Here is an 18,228-nt window from a genome sequence, read left to right as displayed (position 1 = left end):
CACTTTTGAACAAGGTGTAGTTGCGATGAAACGTGTAGGTCTGATCGGTTGGCGCGGTATGGTCGGTTCCGTGCTCATGCAGCGGATGCTGGAAGAGCAGGATTTCGATCTGATTGAGCCGGTGTTTTTCACCACTTCCAATGTAGGTGGTCAAGGGCCGTCTGTGGGCAAGGACATTGCTCCGCTCAAGGACGCCTATAACATTGAAGAACTGAAGACCCTCGACGTCATTCTGACCTGCCAGGGTGGCGACTACACCAGCGAAGTCTTCCCCAAGCTGCGCGAAGCCGGCTGGCAGGGTTACTGGATCGACGCCGCTTCCAGCCTGCGCATGCAGGATGACGCGGTCATCGTCCTGGACCCGGTCAACCGCAAGGTGATCGACCAGCAACTGGACGCAGGCACCAAGAACTACATCGGCGGCAACTGCACCGTCAGCCTGATGCTGATGGGCCTGGGCGGCTTGTTCGAAGCCGGCCTGGTGGAGTGGATGAGCGCCATGACCTATCAGGCGGCCTCCGGTGCCGGCGCGCAGAACATGCGTGAACTGATCAAGCAAATGGGCGCGACCCACGCTGCGGTTGCCGATCAACTGGCTGACCCGGCCAGCGCGATCCTCGACATCGACCGCCGTGTGGCTGAAGCCATGCGCAGTGAAGCCTACCCGACCGAGAACTTCGGCGTGCCCTTGGCCGGTAGCCTGATCCCGTGGATCGACAAGGAACTGCCTAACGGCCAGAGCCGTGAAGAGTGGAAGGCCCAGGCCGAGACCAACAAGATCCTTGGTCGCTTCAAGAGCCCGATCCCGGTGGACGGTATCTGCGTGCGCATCGGCGCCATGCGTTGCCACAGCCAGGCGCTGACCATCAAGCTGAACAAAGACGTGCCGATCGCCGATATCGAAGGGCTGATCAGCCAGCACAACCCTTGGGTCAAGCTGGTGCCGAACAACCGCGATATCAGCATCCAGGAACTGAGCCCGAATAAGGTGACCGGTACCCTGAATGTGCCGGTTGGCCGTCTGCGCAAGCTGAACATGGGGACTCAGTACCTGGGCGCGTTCACCGTCGGCGACCAACTGCTGTGGGGTGCGGCTGAGCCGTTGCGTCGCATGCTGCGGATCTTGCTGGAGCGGTAATCGCTGCTGGTAATTGGAAACCCGCGCTCTGGTGACAGGCGCGGGTTTTTTATTGCGCGCTCGGGCCTCTTCGCGAGCAAGCCCGCTCCCACATTTGATCGCATTTCAACTGAAGAAACTCGGTCGAATGTGGGAGCGGGCTTGCTCGCGAAGAGGCCATCAGCCACACCACAAGCCCCAGGTTAATTGCCTCACCCCCAACCACCCGGTAAAGTGCCGCTCCCCCCGCAATGCCCGAGGCAGCCCCCATGACCCAGACCTTTGATATTGCCGTGATCGGCGCTACCGGCACCGTTGGCGAAACCCTGGTGCAGATCCTCGAAGAGCAGGACTTCCCGGTAGGCAACCTGCACCTGCTGGCCAGCAGCGAGTCGGCCGGGCATTCGGTGCCGTTTCGTGGCAAGAACGTGCGGGTACGGGAAGTCGACGAATTTGATTTCAGCAAAGTCCAGCTGGTGTTCTTCGCCGCCGGCCCTGCGGTCACCTTGAGTTTTGCCCCGCGCGCCACCGCCGCTGGCTGCACGCTGATCGACCTGTCCGGCGCCTTGCCGGCCGATCAGGCGCCGCAAGTGGTTCCGGAAGCCAATGCCCACGTCCTGGATGGCCTGAAAAGGCCCTATCAGGTCAGCAGCCCAAGCCCATCGGCCACCGCCCTGGCCGTGGTGCTGGCGCCACTGCGCGGCTTGCTGGATATCCAGCGCGTCAGCGTCACGGCCAATCTCGCTGTTTCCGCCCAGGGCCGTGAAGCGGTCGCCGAACTCGCCCGGCAGACCGCCGAATTGCTGAACGTGCGCCCGTTGGAGCCAAAATTCTTCGATCGGCAGATGGCCTTCAACCTGCTGGCCCAGGTCGGCAAGCCTGACGCCCAAGGCCATACCGCCCTGGAAAAGCGCCTGGTGCACGAATTGCGCGCGGTGCTGGAAATGCCTTTGCTAAAGATTTCCGCAACCTGCGTTCAAGCCCCGGTGTTTTTTGGCGATAGCCTGACTGTGTCACTGCAATTGGGGGCGGCGGTCGATCTTGCCGCCGTCAACCTTGCCCTGGACTCGGCGCCGGGTGTCGAGCTGGTGGAAGAGGGCGATTACCCCACGGCGGTTGGCGATGCGGTCGGTCAGGACGTGGTCTACGTTGGCCGGGTGCGTGCCGGTGTCGATGACCCGGCGGAACTAAATGTGTGGCTGACGTCAGATAACGTACGCAAAGGCGCCGCACTTAACGCCGTACAGCTGGCGCAGTTGTTGATAAAAGGCCTTGTGTAAAAGATACTTGGCGGCAATTTGTAGATTGATTCTAGCCAAGCGCTATGCTTGGCCCCAAGCTGGAAAGATTGCGCGTCGGTGACCTATCGGCTCGCCATGCCTTATGGCAGCGGTTACCACCCTTCTCGCAGGCCGGGGAGTGTTCAAAAAGGATGAGGCTATGGTTCAAGTTCGCAAACTGGTGTTAGCAATAGCGGCCGCCTCGGCGCTGTCCTCCGGTATGGCGCAAGCACTGCAACTTGGGGAGATGACTCTCAAGTCGAAGCTGAACCAGCCGCTGTCGGTGGAGATCGAGCTGCTCGACGTCGGTGGCCTGACCGCCTCCGAGATCACCCCCAGCCTCGCTTCGTCCCAGGCCTTCGTGGATGCGGGCGTTGATCGCCAGGCTTTCCTGAATGACCTGACCTTCACCCCGGTGGTCAACCCGAACGGCCGCAGTGTGGTGCGTGTCACCTCCAGCCAGCCGTTGCCTGATTCCTATGTGCGTTTCCTGCTGCAGGTGCAATGGCCCAATGGCCGCCTGATGCGCGACTACAGCGTGTTGCTGGACCCGGCCAAGTTCGACCAGTCGACCCCGACGGCCGGCGCGCCTGCACCTGCACCGCGCCTGACGTCGCCTGTGACGTCGGCTCCGCCAGTCACCAAGCCCAAGGAACTCACCACAACTTCCCACGACACCTTGTGGGAAATCGCCGCGAAGAACCGTAACGGCGCCTCGGTGCAGCAAACCATGCTGGCCATTCAGGCACTGAACCCTGATGCCTTTGTCGGCGGCAACATCAACCGCATGAAAACCGGCCATGTCCTGCGCCTGCCAGATTCTGGGCAAAGCACCAGCCTGCCGCAGCCCCAGGCGGTTGCTGAAGTGACTGCGCAAAATGCGGCGTGGCGCGAGGGGCGTCGCGGCGCCAATCAGCCCGCCGGCAAGGCGCAACTCGACGCCACCAAGCGTACCCAGGCCGGTAACGCACCTGCGCAGACCAATACCAAGGACAACTTGAGCCTGGTTTCCGCCGAAGCCGCCAAGAAAGGCGTGAAGGGCGGGGCTGGTGATAGCCGGGCCTTGAACAACAAGCTGGCGGTGACCCAGGAAAGCCTGGATTCGACCCGTCGCGAGAATGAAGAACTGAAAAGCCGCATGGCTGACCTGCAAAGTCAGCTGGACAAACTGCAGCGGCTGATCGAGCTCAAGAACAATCAATTGGCCAAGCTGCAGACCCCAGGTGGCGCTGCGGCGCAGCCTGCTGCCACGGCCGCGATGCCGGCTGAAGTGGCTGCACAACCGGCCGCGCCGGTTGCGGCAACCCCGGCGGCAACCCCCGCGGCTGCGCCGGTCGAGACGCCGATCAAGGCTGACGCGGTGCCTGCTACCACCGAAGGTAAATTCAACGACCTGCTGACCAACCCGATTGTGCTCGGCGTGATCGGCGGCGCGGCGGGTTTGCTGGTGCTGTTGCTTCTGCTGCTGTGGGCGCGTCATCGCAATGCGCGCCTTGAAGAAGAAAAGCACCTGCGCATGGCGCGGGCCCTGGCTGAAGAGCCGGAATTTGCGCCGAACATTGATCACGATCTGCCATCCGACAGTTTCGAAGGCCTTGATGTGCCGCCGCCGAACGTCAAGCTGGCTCCAGCTCCAGCTCCGGCAGCAGTGGTTGCTCCGGTGATTGCACCGGTTGTCGCTCCTGTTGCTGCTGAGCGCCCGGCCGACGCCCTGGCTCAAGCCCAGTCGCACATCGACCGTGGCCACCTGAACCAGGCCGCTGAAGTACTGGAAGATGCGATCAAGCAAGAGCCAGCCCGCAGCGACCTGCGCCTCAAACTGATGGAAGTCCACGGTTTGCAGGGCAACAAGGAAGGGTTTGTCACCCAGGAGCGCCAATTGGTCGCCAATGGTGACAACCATGCCCAGGTTGAACAGCTGAAAAGTCGCTTCCCGGCCATGGCCGTGCTCGCGGCTGGCGTCAGCGCTGCCGTTGCTGCGGCCGCCCTCGACGCCCAATACGTCAAGGACCTGCTCAAGGACGAACCCGCGCCGCCTGCTCCTGCGCCGGAACCTGACGCGTTTGACACCGACTTCGACCTGAGCCTGGACGATCTGGAAGCCGCTTCCCCGGCCGTGGTCAAGCCAGCGTCGGACGACCTGAGCTTTGAGTCGGTGCTGCAACAGCAGACCGAGGCCAAGGCCAGCGAGGAAGACCTCTCGGACTTCGACCTGGACCTGCAGCTCGACCCGCCATCGTCGACCCAGTCCGACGACGAGTTCCTCTCCGGTCTCGAAGACCAGATGAAGGGCCAGCCACCGGTAGAGCCGCCGACCCTGACACCAGCCGACCTGGACGACCTCGAGCTGCCGGAAGATTTCGACCTGTCCCTGGCCGACGAACCCGAGGCACCTGCCGCGGCCAAGCCGGATGCATTCGCCTCGGAACTTGACGACGTCAACGCCGAGCTGGATCGCCTGTCGCAAAGCCTGGAGCATCCGCCCATCGAGCCGTCCTTCACCGAGGCAGACGCAGCATTGGGTGGCGATGAGCCGGAATTCGACTTCCTCTCCGGCACCGATGAAGTGGCGACCAAGCTTGACCTGGCCCAGGCCTACATCGACATGGGCGATGCCGATGGCGCGCGGGACATTCTTGGCGAAGTGCTTAAGGAAGGCGACGACGGTCAAAAAGGCGAAGCCAAGGAAATGCTCAGCCGGCTGGCTTGATCCCTTCCCCCTGTAGGAGCGAGCTTGCTCGCGAAGAACTCCCAGGCACCGCGTTCATCCAGGATGGGCGCGTTATCGTTAACGACCTTCGCGAGCAAGCTCGCTCCTACAAAAAGCCCCAAGCTCGGCGCGCGGCCTTATAATGGCCGCCTTTGCGCAACTCATCAGGCTCTCAGTTCTTGGCAAATATAGATAACGCGGCCGCCGAAATGGCGGCCGCAGGCTTTTTCAGAATCGCCCTGGGCGTGGAATACAAAGGCTCACGCTATCGCGGCTGGCAGCGCCAGGCCTCCGGCGTGCCGACGGTGCAGGAAACCCTGGAGAAGGCCCTGTCGAAAGTCGCCGACTCACCGGTGTCGCTGATGTGTGCCGGGCGTACCGACGCCGGCGTGCATGCCTGCGGGCAAGTGGTGCACTTCGATACCCAGGCCGAGCGCTCGATGAAGGCGTGGGTGATGGGCGCCAATATCAACTTGCCTCACGACGTCAGCGTCAGTTGGGCCAAGGTGATGCCGGCGGATTTTCATGCGCGCTTCAAGGCCATCGCCCGGCGTTATCGCTATGTGATCTACAACGATCAGATCCGCCCGGCCCATCTCAACGAAGAAATTACCTGGAACCACCGCCCCCTGGACGCCGAGCGCATGGCCGAGGCCGCCCAGCATCTGGTGGGTATCCATGATTTCAGCGCGTTTCGTGCCGGCCAGTGCCAGGCCAAGTCGCCGATCAAGGAAGTCCATCATCTGCGGGTGACGCGCCACGGCAAGATGATCGTGCTGGATATTCGCGCCGGCGCCTTCCTGCACCATATGGTGCGCAATATCGCCGGGGTGCTGATGACCATCGGGACCGGCGAGCGTCCGGTGGAGTGGGCCAAGGAAGTGCTGGAAAGCCGGATTCGTCGCACCGGCGGCGTCACGGCGCATCCGTTCGGCCTGTACTTGGTGGATGTGGAGTACCGCGACGAGTTTGAATTGCCGCAGCGGTTCATCGGGCCACACTTCCTCACAGGTTTCAGCGAACTTGGCGGCTGACGCCCTCAAAAGCATTTGTTACCATCCGGGACTTTCTCGGACACGCCCTGAGGTTTAATCGACATGTCTGCCGTTCGCAGCAAGATTTGCGGGATTACCCGCATAGAAGACGCGTTGGCGGCGGTCGAGGCGGGGGCCGATGCCATCGGTTTCGTGTTTTATGCCAAAAGCCCGCGGGCGGTGAATGTGTTGCAGGCGCGGGCGATCATTGCCGCGTTACCGCCGTTCGTGACCACTGTCGGCTTGTTCGTCAACGCCAGCCGTTGCGAGCTGAATGAAACCCTCGATGCGGTGCAGCTGGACATGCTGCAGTTCCATGGCGATGAAAGCCCTGATGAGTGCGAGAGCTATCAGCGTCCGTATATCAAGGCGTTGCGGGTCAAAGCCGGCGACGATATCGCTGCGGCATGCGCTGCCTACACCGGGGCGCGCGGGATTCTTCTCGACACCTACGTCGAAGGTGTTCCCGGTGGCACCGGTGAGGCGTTTGACTGGTCGCTGATTCCCGAAGGCCTGAGCAAGCCGATTATCCTGGCGGGCGGCCTGAATCCGGGCAATGTCGCCAGCGCCATCCGGCAGGTTCGGCCTTACGCCGTTGACGTCAGCGGTGGGGTAGAGCAGGCCAAAGGCATCAAGGATCACGCAAAGATTCGCGCATTCATGCAGGCCGTGCGCGACAGCAGTGGCACGATGTGACGGCTGGCAGTCTGCCGCCGTCCATAACTACCACTGTGTAAAACAGCCCGGCGCCGCCTGTGGGAGGCCCGGAAATGAAGTGGCAACCCTGCACTGCAGGTTGTCTGGAAGGCTGAGGGCACAGGCAGGAAATGGCAGGTCGAACGTCTGACCCCGTCCAGTTTGTGTCATCGCCACATATGAATTTAGCTCAAGGGCATACGCGGGGCTGTGTTCAAGCCACCGGTACTGGAGAAAGAAAGCATGAGCAACTGGTTAGTAGACAAACTGATCCCCTCGATCATGCGTTCCGAGGTGAAGAAAAGCTCGGTTCCTGAAGGTCTTTGGCACAAGTGCCCATCCTGCGACGCGGTGTTGTATCGCCCGGAGCTGGAAAAGACCCTGGACGTTTGCCCCAAGTGCAACCACCACATGCGTATCGGCGCCCGCGCCCGCATTGATATCTTCCTCGACGCCGATGGTCGCGCTGAACTGGGCGCTGACCTGGAGCCGGTTGACCGTCTGAAATTCCGCGACGGCAAGAAGTACAAAGACCGCCTGACCGCTGCCCAGAAGCAGACCGGTGAGAAGGACGCGCTGATTTCCGTCAGCGGCAAGCTGCTGGGCATGCCCGTGGTGGTTTCGGCCTTCGAATTCTCCTTCATGGGTGGTTCCATGGGCGCCATCGTCGGTGAGCGTTTTGTACGTGCCGCCAACTACGCCCTGGAAAATCGCTGCCCGATGATCTGCTTCGCAGCCTCCGGCGGCGCGCGGATGCAGGAAGCGCTGATCTCCCTGATGCAAATGGCCAAGACCTCCGCGGTACTGGCGCGTCTGCGTGAAGAAGGTATTCCGTTCATCTCCGTGCTGACCGACCCGGTCTACGGCGGCGTTTCCGCCAGCCTGGCCATGTTGGGTGACGTGATCGTCGGTGAGCCAAAAGCCCTGATCGGTTTCGCCGGCCCACGTGTTATCGAGCAAACCGTTCGCGAAAAACTGCCGGAAGGCTTCCAGCGCAGCGAGTTCCTGCTGGAGCACGGTGCGATCGACATGATCATTGCCCGTTCCGAGCTGCGTCCACGCCTGGGCAACCTGCTTGCCCAGATGATGGGCCTGCCGACGCCTGTGTACGTTGCGCCTAAAATCGAGCCGATCATCGTGCCGCCGGTGCCTGCAAACATATGACCCAACGTACCCTGGGCGAATGGCTCGCCTACCTTGAGCAGTTGCATCCGTCAGCCATCGACATGGGCCTGGAGCGCTCGCAACAGGTAGCGGCCCGCCTCGGGTTGGGCCGGCCGGCGCCGCGCGTGATCACGGTGACCGGCACCAACGGCAAGGGCTCCACCTGTGCCTTTGTCGCGGCCTTGCTGCAAGCTCAGGGCCTGAAGGTCGGCGTGTACAACTCGCCGCACCTGCTGCGCTACAACGAGCGGGTGCAACTCAATGGTGTCGAAGCCACTGACGAGCAACTCTGCGAAGCCTTCGCCGCACTCGATGCCGGGCGTGGCGAGATTTCCCTGACTTATTTCGAGATGGGCACCCTGGCGGCGTTCTGGCTGTTCGAGCGTGCGCAACTCGATGTGGTGGTGCTGGAAGTCGGCCTGGGCGGGCGTCTGGACACGGTCAACGTGGTAGATGCTGACCTTGCGCTGATCACCAGCATTGGTGTCGACCACGCCGACTATCTGGGTAACACCCGTGAGTCCGTGGCCTATGAAAAGGCCGGGATTTTCCGCCAGGGCAAGCCTGCACTGTGCGGTGACCTGGATCCGCCGCATACCTTGCTGGACAAGGTGCGCGAGCTGGACTGTCCGTTCTTCCTGCGTGGACGTGATTTCAATCTCGAGATTGGCGACCTGCATTGGCAATGGCGCGGGCTCGATGCGCGCGGCCAAACCGTTGAATTGCGCAACCTGCCGCTGCTGAACCTGCCAATGGAAAACGCCGCGCTCGCGCTGCAAGCCTATTTGTTGCTGGATTTGCCCTGGCATGCGGAGCAGATTGCCGCTACGTTGCAGGCTACTCGTGTGGTGGGGCGTCTTGATCGGCGCAGCTTCGACTGGAAGGGCAAGCGCCTGAACCTGCTGCTGGATGTGGGGCATAACCCTCACGCCGCCGAATACCTGGCCAAGCGCCTGGCACGTACGCCGCCCGTCGGTCGCCGCCTCGCGGTGTTCGGGTTGCTGTCTGACAAGGACCTGAACGGTGTGGTTGCGCCATTGCTGGGTGACATCCAGGCCTGGGCGGTTGCACCGCTGGATACGTCCCGCAGTCGTCCCGCTGTCGAGTTGCAGGTTGCGTTGCAGAACCTTGGCGCGTCGGTGACGTCCCATGCAAGCGTGACAGCCGCCCTGGAAGCCCAGTGTGCGGTTGCGACGCCTGAGGATGAGATTCTGTTGTTCGGATCATTTTATTGTGTTGCCGAGGCACTCGAGTGGTTGGCCCGGCGCTCCACGGAGGAAGCTGCACATGGCATTACTGGATAGCGCATACAAGCAGCGAATGGTTGGAGCCCTGGTTCTGGTGGCGTTGGCGGTGATTTTTCTGCCGATGCTGTTTTCCCGCCAGGACGAGCAGCGCCAGGTGACCGTCGAGGCCCCCGCTGCGCCCCAGGCGCCCGCGGTGCCTCAGGTTCAGGTTGAGCCGGTGGTGGTTCCCGAGCCGCAGGCGCTGCCGGAAGAAGAGCCGGTGCCGACCGATGACGAAGTGGCTGCGCAGCAGGCGCCGTCGATGCCGATTCAGCCGAGCGTGCCGGTGGTGAAGCCTGCACCGGCTGCACCGGCTGCTCCGGCAGTCGCGGCCAAGCCTGCACCGGCTGCACCGGCTGCTCCGGCAGTCGCGGCCAAGCCTGCTGCGCCGGCACCAGCGCCAAAACCTGTGGCGCCGCAACCGGCTGCACCGGGCAAGCCAGACGTCGGTCAAAGCCGCATTGATCCGAATGGCCTGCCGATCAGTTGGTCGATCCAGCTGGCCAGCCTGGCTAATCGCGAAAGCGCCGAAGCGTTGCAGAAAACCCTGCGCAGCCAGGGTTACAACGCCTATATCCGCAGTGCTGACGGCAAGAACCGGGTATTTGTCGGACCGCTGATCGAGCGCGCCGAGGCGGATCGCCTGCGTGACTCGCTGGATCGCCAGCAAAAACTCAAGGGTTTTGTGGTTCGCTTCCAGCCTGAAAAAGGCTAAGGCTGCAAGGATTCAAGCTGGAGTGCGGTCAATGTGGGAGCGGGCTTGCTCGCGAATGCGGTGAATCAGTCAGCAGATTTATTGGCTGGCCCACCGCCTTCGCGAGCAAGCCCGCTCCCACAGGTGTTTTGGGTGTGCCGCGACAGGTCGGTTTCCATTCCCCTATAACTCATTGATTTCAAATGCACAGCCAATCACAGCTTACCGATAGCCCGGCGCTCTGCTAAAATGCGCCGCCTTATCCGTCTGTAGGCTGAACTGTGCCATTTACCTGGGTTGATTGGGCGATCGTTGCAATCGTCGCCATCTCCGCTTTGATCAGTCTGAGCCGCGGCTTCGTTAAAGAAGCATTGTCGCTGCTGACATGGATCATCGCAGGGGTTGTAGCCTGGATGTTCGGCGGTTCATTGTCCGTCTACCTGGCCGGATACATCGAAACACCTTCGGCTCGCGTCATCGCGGGCTGCGCCATCATGTTCATCGCCACATTGTTGGTGGGGGCAATGGTCAATTATCTTATCGGCGAATTGATACGCGTCACCGGCCTCTCCGGGACCGATCGATTTCTCGGCATGGCCTTCGGCGCCGCGCGTGGCGGCTTGCTGGTGGTTGTGGCGGTCGGGCTGTTGAGCCTGGGGCCGGTACAGCAGGATTCGTGGTGGCAGGAGTCTGTACTCGTGCCAAAATTTCTATTGGTTGCAGATTGGTCCAAAAACCTCATTTTGGGGTGGAGCAGTCAGTGGCTGGCCAGCGGGATCAGCGTACCCGCTGATCTTCCGTTCAAGGAACACCTCTTGCCGGCCAAAACGCCTCAGTAAGTTGTGTTCAGTCAAGATTCATTAAGTAGGGGTTGCGTCGCATGTGTGGCATCGTCGGTATCGTCGGTAAGTCGAACGTGAATCAGGCGCTGTATGACGCGCTAACCGTCCTCCAGCACCGCGGCCAGGATGCTGCCGGTATTGTGACCAGCCACGACGGCCGGTTATTCCTGCGCAAGGACAATGGTCTGGTGCGTGACGTGTTCCATCAGCGCCACATGCAGCGCCTGGTCGGGCACATGGGCATTGGCCACGTGCGCTACCCGACAGCGGGCAGCTCGACCTCGGCCGAAGCCCAGCCGTTCTACGTCAACTCGCCGTATGGCATCACCCTGGCGCACAACGGCAACCTGACCAACGTTGAACAGCTGGCCAAGGAGATTTACGAATCTGACCTGCGCCACGTCAACACCAACTCGGACTCCGAAGTCCTGCTGAACGTGTTCGCTCACGAGCTGGCCCAGCGCGGCAAGCTGCAGCCGACCGAAGAAGACGTGTTCGCTGCCGTGACTGACGTGCACAACCGTTGCGTCGGTGGTTATGCCGTCGTAGCGATGGTGACCGGCTACGGCATCGTCGGTTTCCGCGACCCCCACGGCATCCGTCCAATCGTGTTCGGCCAGCGTCACACCGACGAAGGCGTCGAGTACATGATCGCCTCCGAAAGCGTGTCCCTGGACGTGCTGGGCTTCACCCTGATCCGCGACCTGGCGCCAGGCGAAGCGGTCTACATCACTGAAGACGGCAAGCTGCACACCCGTCAGTGCGCGCTGAACCCGAAACTCACCCCGTGCATCTTCGAACACGTCTACCTGGCGCGTCCGGATTCGATCATCGACGGTGTTTCGGTGTACAAGGCGCGTCTGCGCATGGGCGAGAAGCTGGCGGACAAGATCCTGCGCGAGCGTCCTGATCACGACATCGACGTGGTTATCCCGATTCCGGATACCAGCCGCACCGCAGCGCTGGAGCTGGCGAACCACCTGGGCGTGAAGTTCCGCGAAGGCTTCGTCAAGAACCGCTACATCGGCCGTACCTTCATCATGCCCGGCCAGGCCGCTCGCAAGAAGTCGGTGCGCCAGAAGCTCAATGCGATCGAGCTGGAATTCCGCGGCAAGAACGTGATGCTGGTGGATGACTCCATCGTGCGCGGCACCACCTGCAAGCAGATCATCCAGATGGCCCGCGAAGCCGGTGCGAAGAACGTTTACTTCTGTTCTGCCGCGCCTGCCGTGCGTTACCCGAACGTGTACGGCATCGACATGCCGAGCGCCCACGAACTGATCGCCCACAATCGTTCAACCCAGGACGTTGCGGACCTGATTGGCGCCGACTGGCTGATCTACCAGGACCTGCCGGACCTGATCGAGGCCGTCGGTGGTGGCAAGATCAAGATTGATGAGTTCGACTGCGCGGTGTTCGACGGCAAGTACGTCACCGGCGATGTCGACGAGGCCTACCTGAACAAGATCGAGCAGGCCCGTAACGATTCCTCGAAGATCAAGACCCAGGCGGTCAGTGCGATCATCGATCTGTACAACAACTGAGTAGACACTGGCCCTGATACCGGTGGCTGATAATGTAGGAGCGAGCTTGCTCGCGAAGGTCATCAACGATAACGCGGGCATTCTGAATGAGCGCGTTATCCTTGAGCTCTTCGCGAGCAAGCTCGCTCCTACAGGTTATCCCTGGGGCGTTTGAATCGTTAAAGCATTCGAGTTGAGGAGTAGAGCATGAGTCAGGAATGGGATGCCGGTCGCTTGGACAGCGACCTCGATGGCGTAGCTTTCGATACCCTGGCTGTGCGCGCCGGCCAGCACCGCACCCCGGAAGGTGAGCACGGTGACCCGATGTTCTTTACCTCCAGCTATGTGTTCCGCACTGCCGCCGACGCCGCTGCGCGTTTTGCCGGTGAAGTGCCGGGCAACGTGTATTCGCGCTACACCAATCCTACCGTGCGTGCGTTCGAAGAGCGTATCGCCGCGCTGGAAGGCGCCGAGCAAGCTGTCGCCACTGCCACCGGCATGGCCGCGATTCTCGCGGTGGTCATGAGCCTGTGCAGCGCCGGCGATCACGTCTTGGTGTCGCGCAGCGTGTTTGGTTCGACCATCAGCCTGTTCGAGAAGTACTTCAAGCGCTTTGGCATTGAAGTCGACTACGTGCCGTTGGCGGACCTGTCCGGCTGGGATGCGGCCATCAAGGCCAACACCAAATTGCTGTTCGTCGAGTCGCCGTCCAATCCGTTGGCCGAGCTGGTAGACATCGCCGCATTGTCCGAAGTGGCCCACGCCAAGGGCGCAATGCTGATCGTCGACAACTGCTTCTGCACCCCGGCGCTGCAACAGCCGCTGAAGCTGGGCGCAGACATCGTTGTGCATTCGGCTACCAAGTTCATCGACGGCCAGGGCCGTTGCATGGGCGGCGTGGTTGCCGGTCGCAGCGAGCAGATGAAGGAAGTGGTGGGCTTCTTGCGCACCGCCGGCCCGACCCTGAGCCCGTTCAATGCCTGGATCTTCCTCAAAGGCCTGGAAACCCTGAGCCTGCGGATGAAGGCCCATTGCGCCAACGCCCAGGCCCTGGCCGAGTGGCTGGAACAGCAGGACGGCATCGAGAAAGTCCACTACGCTGGCCTCAAGAGCCACCCGCAACACGCGTTGGCCCAGCGCCAGCAGCGAGGTTTTGGCGCGGTGGTGAGTTTCGAAGTCAAGGGCGGCAAAGAGGGCGCGTGGCGCTTTATCGATGCAACCCGCCTGATTTCCATCACCGCCAACCTGGGTGACAGCAAGACCACCATCACGCACCCAAGCACCACGTCCCACGGGCGTCTGGCGCCGCAGGAGCGTGAAGCGGCCGGTATCCGCGACAGCCTGATCCGCATTGCCGTGGGCCTGGAAGACGTTACTGACTTGCAGGCCGATCTGGCCCGTGGGTTGGCTGCCCTGTGATCGAGTGGTCCATGGAGGCGGCGGGCGCAAGTAACGGGCGCGTCGCATTGGTGACTGGCGCGGCGCGGGGCATCGGCCTGGGGATTGCCGCCTGGCTGATCAGCGAAGGCTGGCAGGTGGTGCTTACCGACCTGGATCGCGAGCGCGGTTCCAAGGTGTCCAAGGTGCTGGGCGACAACGCCTGGTTTATCACCATGGACGTGGCGGATGAGCGGCAGGTTGCCCTGGGCGTGGCCGAGGTGCTCGGCCAGTTCGGGCGCCTGGATGCGCTGGTGTGCAATGCGGCGGTGGCCGATCCACGCAACATCACCCTGGAAAGTCTCGACCTGGCTTACTGGAACCGCGTAATGGCGGTCAACCTCAGTGGGCCGATGCTGCTGGCCAAGCACTGTGCGCCGTATCTGCGGGCCCATGGTGGTGCCATCGTTAACCTGGCGTCGACCCGGGCCCGTCAGTCGGAGCCGGATACGGAGGCTTACGCGGCGAGCAAGGGTGGTTTGCTGGCCCTCACCCATGCGCTGGCCATGAGCCTTGGGCCGGAAGTGCGGGTCAATGCCGTCAGCCCGGGCTGGATCGATGCCCGTGACCCGGCTGCACGCCGTGCCGAGCCGCTGACGGATGCCGATCACGCCCAGCACCCGGCGGGCAGGGTAGGCACTGTGGAAGACGTGGCGGCGATGGTGGCATGGTTGCTGTCGCGCAATGCCGGGTTTGTCACGGGGCAGGAGTTCGTGGTCGACGGTGGCATGAGCAAGAAGATGATTTACAGCGAGTAGGGTGGGTCACGGTCTTGAAGTGATTTTGTCTTTTTCAGAAAAACTTCAAGCAGGCTATTGACTTAGGTCCGCTACCTGCGTAAATTTCGCGGCCTCAACGAAGCAAAGGGTGATTAGCTCAGCTGGGAGAGCATCTGCCTTACAAGCAGAGGGTCGGCGGTTCGATCCCGTCATCACCCACCACTTCTTGAGAGTTTTGCCTTCGGGCAAGACGCAACGTTAAAGGTTGCACCGACGCGCAGCGGTAGTTCAGTCGGTTAGAATACCGGCCTGTCACGCCGGGGGTCGCGGGTTCGAGTCCCGTCCGCTGCGCCATATTTTCCAGGTCTGATGTTTCAGATTTGAGATTGAACAGCCAAGGCTGATCAGTCAGATGTTTGAAGACGGTTGAAGGTGACACTTCAGCAGTCTGAGCGATACGCAGCGGTAGTTCAGTCGGTTAGAATACCGGCCTGTCACGCCGGGGGTCGCGGGTTCGAGTCCCGTCCGCTGCGCCATATCTGTTCCAGGGCCCACTGAACGCCCTGAGACGCCAAAGCAAGCCGCTGGCTTGGTTGGATCGATAGCAAAGACCCTGGTCGAAAGACCGGGGTTTTTTGTGTCTGCGATTTGGCTCGGAGCTTGGTGTGCGGGGCCGGCAAGCCAGCCCCGCGATCCGGGATTAGAACCCCAGCTTGTCCCGCAGCCCGTAGTACCAGGCCCCCAGCGCCGCAAACGGCGTGCGCAACAGTTGCCCGCCTGGGAACGGGTAGTGTGGCAGGTCGGCAAACGCATCAAAACGCTCAGCCTGGCCTCTCAGTGCTTCCGCCAGCACCTTGCCCGCCAAGTGGGTGTACGTCACGCCATGGCCGCTGCAGCCCTGGGAATAGTAGATGTTATCCCCCAGGCGACCGACCTGCGGCAGACGCGACAGGGTCAGCAGGAAATTGCCGGTCCAGGCGTAGTCGATCTTCACGTCCTTGAGCTGCGGGAACGCCTTGAGCATCTTCGGCCGGATGATCGCTTCGATATTCGCCGGGTCTCGCGCGCCATACACCACGCCACCGCCGAAAATCAGGCGCTTGTCGCTGGTCAGGCGGTAGTAGTCCAGCAAGTAATTACAGTCCTCGACGCAGTAATCCTGCGGCAGCAGCGTCTTCGCCAGCTCATCGCCCAGTGGCGCGGTCGTGATGACCTGCGTACCGCACGGCATCGACTTGGCTGCCAGCTCCGGTACCAGGTTCCCGAGGTAAGCATTGCCCGCGACGATAATGAACTTGGCCCTGACCTTGCCGTGGGCTGTATGCACCACCGGATTGGCGCCGCGCTCAATGCGAATCGCCGCCGACTGCTCGTAGATCGTGCCGCCGAGGGATTCCACCGCAGCCGCTTCGCCCAGCGCCAGGTTCAGCGGGTGAATGTGCCCGCCGCTCATGTCCAGCAGGCCGCCTACATAGTTGTCACAGGCGACCACTTCGCGAATGCGGCGCTCATCCAGCAACTCCAGTTGGGTGTGCCCGTAACGCTCCCACAGGCGCTTTTGCGACTCCAGGTGGCCCATGTGCTTCCTGTTCAGGGCTGCGAACACACCGCCGTCCTTCAAGTCGCACTGGATCTGATACTTGGCCACACGCTCCCGAATGATCTTGCCGCCTTCAAACGCCATCGCGCCCAGCAACTGCGCCTGCTTGGGGCCGACACTGCGCTCAATCACATCGATATCACGGCTGTAACTGTTGACGATCTGCCCACCGTTGCGGCCCGACGCGCCAAACCCCACCTTGGCGGCTTCCAGCACTGTCACGCGAAAACCGTTCTCCAGCAGGAACAGCGCGCTGGAAAGACCGGTATAGCCAGCGCCAATCACACACACATCGGTTTCGACTTCACCTTGCAGCTCAGGGCGAGGAGGTACCGCATTCGCAGACGCGGCGTAATACGACTGGGGGTAGGGGGTGTTCGCCATCCTGGAACCTCTGTTTTATATTTTTTACGAGTGCGCCGATCCTACCTGAGTTGAAAATCCGCTGCCAGCCACCGGAAAAATACCGTCGTGCCGCGCACAAATAAAAAATTCGCATATTCATAGGCTTAGCTGCAAAAAAGGTGTTGACACCCCTCGGGAATTCCGTAGAATGCCGCCTCACAGCAGGCACGTAGCTCAGTTGGTTAGAGCACCACCTTGACATGGTGGGGGTCGTTGGTTCGAGTCCAATCGCGCCTACCAAACAAAATCCGCTCTGCTGGGCGGTCTAGAGGGGGCACCGGAAACGGTGACCCCTTTTTGCTTTCTGCGATTTGCAAAACTTTTGCAAAACTTTTGCAAAACTCCCACCTCAGAACGCCAATTCGGCGCCCACCTCCAGATACTCGATCTTCTTTTCGTCGTGCCCCTCCTGATAGTGCTTCGTCATCTTCTCGTCCGCGTGCCCCATGAGCGCCTGGATGTATTCCTGTGGGAATTTCTGCTGCTCATACAGCCAGGCACCCAATGCGCGGATCTCGTGAAAAGTGGGTCGCTCACCGGCCGGCACATGGTCGTAGGCATGCGCTGCGTCCCTGGCTTTGCTGAACTCCTTGGTCAGGTAGTCAGGCGTCACCGATGTCCAGTGGTCCTTGGCGTCGATCTGTTCCCGACGGCGGGCCTTGGGCTTGTAGTGGATCAGGTATGGCGAAGCGAGCGGCGAGCGCAGGCATTCCCCGACCACCTCCCGCAGCGCTGCACCCATGGTGATTTTGAGGTGCACCGGGTTCTCATAACCCTGGGTCTTCCCAGGGGAGACGGTCAGCGTGTTCTTTTCCATGTCGGCCGCTGACTTTAGCCAGGTGACGATGTCGTCCCGGCGCTGAAGGCTGGCCAGGGCCAGGCGGATTGCCCGCTTCAGCCAGGGCGGCGTGGTCACTGCCTCGATGATCAACTTCAAACCGTCAAACGTGTGGCGCTGTCGCTTCTTCTCGGCTTCTTTCTTCACCAGAGTCAGTTCTGCGTTGTTGCGCTCGGCCAGGCCCTTGGCTACCGCAAAGGCAAAGATCTGCACCCACAGCCCGCGGTGCTTCGTGTAGGCGTTGTTGCTGAAGTTGTCGAGGTACTCGGCCATGGCCAGCACGTCCAGCTGACCTATTAGCCGGTCGCCCAGATCCTGTCGGTACCGCTCAAGCTTGAACTTGATTTCCTCCAGGGTGCGCACGGCATATGACCGGTCCGGCAGCCACTCTTCTTCGAATCGCGTGAGCAGGTTGCTCACGATAGGCAAGCGGTCGCCGGTCAGTACAGCCAGAAGCGAACCGTCATCGACGACCAACTCGGCGAACTTGAGATTAGCCGCCCGGGCCAGCTTGATTGCCTCCTCCAGAGGGCGGTTGATGCTGGTCATCACGCCGGTGACCGGGTTTCGGTACCGCCAGTACTTCCCGTTTGGGTACAGGTTGGCCGGCAGCTTTCTGTTCTGTAGCGTGCGGGGCCGGGCCGCCATCACCCGAGCTCCAGCATTTTGGCCAGCAGCGGGTCACTCGACCCCATCACAGCCGCCTGCACGTCGACGAAATACATCCCTCCTTTCACCTCCCCAATCACTTCGCCATCCTCAATCCATTTTTTCAATTGCTGCAGGCTCGGCTTTCCGCCGACGTACCGCAACTTCCTGTATTCGCCGGCCTCCATTAGGCGCGGCAGCTTGACCGTAATCTGCGCCAGGACTTTTGCCATAG

General features: G+C 61.4%; 15 protein-coding genes and 4 tRNA genes. 16 read left to right on the top strand and 3 right to left on the bottom strand.

What is annotated here, in order from left to right; genetic code table 11:
* The first annotated feature begins 25 nt into the window (after positions 1–25).
* The 15 genes from asd (at position 26) to AU074_RS10665 (ending at position 15,038) form a co-directional block, all read left to right on the top strand.
* Complete coding sequence (gene asd / locus AU074_RS10735; RefSeq protein WP_010175747.1) at positions 26–1,138, top strand: aspartate-semialdehyde dehydrogenase; 1,113 nt, start codon at positions 26–28, stop codon at positions 1,136–1,138.
* A 248-nt stretch (positions 1,139–1,386) separates the two neighbouring features.
* Positions 1,387–2,397, top strand: a complete 1,011-nt coding sequence (locus AU074_RS10730) for an aspartate-semialdehyde dehydrogenase (protein ID WP_076014702.1) — start codon at positions 1,387–1,389, stop codon at positions 2,395–2,397.
* Between the two features lie 160 nt (positions 2,398–2,557).
* The gene (locus AU074_RS10725) at positions 2,558–5,107 is read left to right on the top strand and encodes a FimV/HubP family polar landmark protein (RefSeq protein WP_076014701.1); all 2,550 of its coding nucleotides are present in this window, start codon (positions 2,558–2,560) and stop codon (positions 5,105–5,107) included.
* Between the two features lie 209 nt (positions 5,108–5,316).
* Positions 5,317–6,141, top strand: a complete 825-nt coding sequence (gene truA, locus AU074_RS10720; protein WP_017478802.1) for a tRNA pseudouridine(38-40) synthase TruA — start codon at positions 5,317–5,319, stop codon at positions 6,139–6,141.
* Between the two features lie 63 nt (positions 6,142–6,204).
* Positions 6,205–6,837: a phosphoribosylanthranilate isomerase gene (locus AU074_RS10715; RefSeq protein ID WP_076014700.1), complete on the top strand. Its 633-nt coding sequence runs from the start codon at positions 6,205–6,207 to the stop codon at positions 6,835–6,837.
* Between the two features lie 243 nt (positions 6,838–7,080).
* Positions 7,081–8,001, top strand: coding sequence for an acetyl-CoA carboxylase, carboxyltransferase subunit beta (gene accD / locus AU074_RS10710; protein WP_076014699.1), 921 nt, complete (start codon positions 7,081–7,083; stop codon positions 7,999–8,001).
* Complete coding sequence (folC, locus tag AU074_RS10705; protein ID WP_076014698.1) at positions 7,998–9,305, top strand: bifunctional tetrahydrofolate synthase/dihydrofolate synthase; 1,308 nt, start codon at positions 7,998–8,000, stop codon at positions 9,303–9,305. The genes accD and folC overlap by 4 nt, the downstream gene beginning before the upstream one ends.
* The gene (locus AU074_RS10700) at positions 9,289–10,002 is read left to right on the top strand and encodes an SPOR domain-containing protein (protein ID WP_076014697.1); all 714 of its coding nucleotides are present in this window, start codon (positions 9,289–9,291) and stop codon (positions 10,000–10,002) included. The genes folC and AU074_RS10700 overlap by 17 nt, the downstream gene beginning before the upstream one ends.
* Before the next feature lie 260 nt (positions 10,003–10,262).
* The gene (locus tag AU074_RS10695) at positions 10,263–10,820 is read left to right on the top strand and encodes a CvpA family protein (RefSeq protein WP_003212681.1); all 558 of its coding nucleotides are present in this window, start codon (positions 10,263–10,265) and stop codon (positions 10,818–10,820) included.
* A 41-nt stretch (positions 10,821–10,861) separates the two neighbouring features.
* The gene (gene purF, locus AU074_RS10690; RefSeq protein ID WP_017478807.1) at positions 10,862–12,367 is read left to right on the top strand and encodes an amidophosphoribosyltransferase; all 1,506 of its coding nucleotides are present in this window, start codon (positions 10,862–10,864) and stop codon (positions 12,365–12,367) included.
* Between the two features lie 186 nt (positions 12,368–12,553).
* On the top strand, positions 12,554–13,765 hold the full coding sequence (locus AU074_RS10685; RefSeq protein WP_076014696.1) for an O-succinylhomoserine sulfhydrylase: 1,212 nt from the start codon (positions 12,554–12,556) through the stop codon (positions 13,763–13,765).
* Positions 13,766–13,776: 11 nt separating this feature from the next.
* Positions 13,777–14,541: an SDR family oxidoreductase gene (locus AU074_RS10680; RefSeq protein ID WP_083676665.1), complete on the top strand. Its 765-nt coding sequence runs from the start codon at positions 13,777–13,779 to the stop codon at positions 14,539–14,541.
* Positions 14,542–14,648: 107 nt separating this feature from the next.
* Positions 14,649–14,724 (top strand) — tRNA-Val (locus AU074_RS10675).
* Positions 14,725–14,779: 55 nt separating this feature from the next.
* Positions 14,780–14,856, top strand: a tRNA-Asp gene (locus AU074_RS10670).
* A gap of 105 nt (positions 14,857–14,961) precedes the next feature.
* A tRNA-Asp gene (locus AU074_RS10665) sits at positions 14,962–15,038 on the top strand.
* Positions 15,039–15,202: 164 nt separating this feature from the next.
* On the opposite strand, the gene AU074_RS10660 is transcribed toward AU074_RS10665, so the two are convergent.
* The gene (locus AU074_RS10660; protein ID WP_076014694.1) at positions 15,203–16,486 is read right to left on the bottom strand and encodes an FAD-binding oxidoreductase; all 1,284 of its coding nucleotides are present in this window, start codon (positions 16,484–16,486) and stop codon (positions 15,203–15,205) included.
* A gap of 184 nt (positions 16,487–16,670) precedes the next feature.
* Here AU074_RS10660 and AU074_RS10655 point away from each other — a divergent pair.
* Positions 16,671–16,747 (top strand) — tRNA-Val (locus tag AU074_RS10655).
* 109 nt (positions 16,748–16,856) lie between these two features.
* Here the strand turns inward: AU074_RS10655 and AU074_RS10650 are convergent.
* Both AU074_RS10650 and AU074_RS10645 read right to left on the bottom strand, forming a co-directional pair.
* A complete protein-coding gene (locus tag AU074_RS10650) occupies positions 16,857–17,993 on the bottom strand; it encodes a tyrosine-type recombinase/integrase (protein WP_076014693.1) in 1,137 nt (378 codons plus the stop codon).
* Positions 17,993–18,226, bottom strand: a complete 234-nt coding sequence (locus AU074_RS10645; protein WP_076014692.1) for a hypothetical protein — start codon at positions 18,224–18,226, stop codon at positions 17,993–17,995. The genes AU074_RS10650 and AU074_RS10645 overlap by 1 nt, the downstream gene beginning before the upstream one ends.
* Positions 18,227–18,228 lie beyond the last annotated feature (2 nt).

The sequence above is a fragment of the Pseudomonas sp. ATCC PTA-122608 genome (assembly GCF_001952855.1).
Taxonomy (GTDB): Bacteria; Pseudomonadota; Gammaproteobacteria; order Pseudomonadales; family Pseudomonadaceae; genus Aquipseudomonas.
This window is presented reverse-complemented; position numbering and strand designations above follow the sequence as displayed.